The sequence below is a fragment of the Candidatus Hakubella thermalkaliphila genome (assembly GCF_013281975.1).
In the GTDB taxonomy this organism is placed as follows: Bacteria; Actinomycetota; Humimicrobiia; order Hakubellales; family Hakubellaceae; genus Hakubella; species Hakubella thermalkaliphila.
The window spans coordinates 1-557 of sequence record NZ_BLRZ01000468.1; the positions used below are offsets into that span (position 1 = coordinate 1).

1 protein-coding gene and 1 pseudogene are annotated in these 557 nt (G+C 56.9%); both read left to right on the forward strand.

Annotated features, from left to right (window positions below; translation table 11 throughout):
* Window positions 1-221 (forward strand): annotated as a pseudogene (locus HW443_RS12755) (tRNA uridine-5-carboxymethylaminomethyl(34) synthesis GTPase MnmE); the annotation flags it as partial.
* Between the two features lie 234 nt (window positions 222-455).
* A partial coding sequence (locus HW443_RS14250; protein ID WP_176238395.1) for an FAD-dependent oxidoreductase occupies window positions 456-557 on the forward strand: 102 nt, incomplete at its 3' end.

A 557-nucleotide genomic window follows, 5' to 3' on the forward strand; every position in this document is an offset into this window, starting at 1 on the left:
TGTACGAGGCTATTATGGTTAATGCTCGTCAGAAGGAGCTCCTGGAGAAGGCCCAAAGAGCTATCGTCTCGTGCAGAGAGGCTCTGGAGGCGGGGATGTCGGAGGAATTTGCAGCAGCCGATGTCCGAATTGCTTATGAGGCGCTGGGGGAGATTCTGGGAGAGAAGAGCGGAGAAGACCTTCTGGATAGGATTTTCAGCGAATTTTGCATAGGGAAGTAAATGTTTGAAGTGGAACATGGGAAGGAGCCGCGAACACCCTATTGGCGCATGTTCCACGTGGAACATTAGAAGGGAGACACCGGCCCCCTGGCCGAAGGAGATTTTTCAGGGGCAATATGTGGGAGTTGGGATGCCCAGCGCCCACCGGTCTACGATAGGGATGGAAAGAGCAATGCGGACCCAGATGTTGGCCAGCAAAGTGGCCGAAAGCGCCGCTTATAGAGAGGGTGAGGCATGAGGAGGGACTCCCCTGGCTACCAGGTAATCGTCATAGGGGCCGGGCACGCGGGCTGTGAAGCAGCGCTGGCCTCGGCCAGGATGGGCTGCCAGACCCTC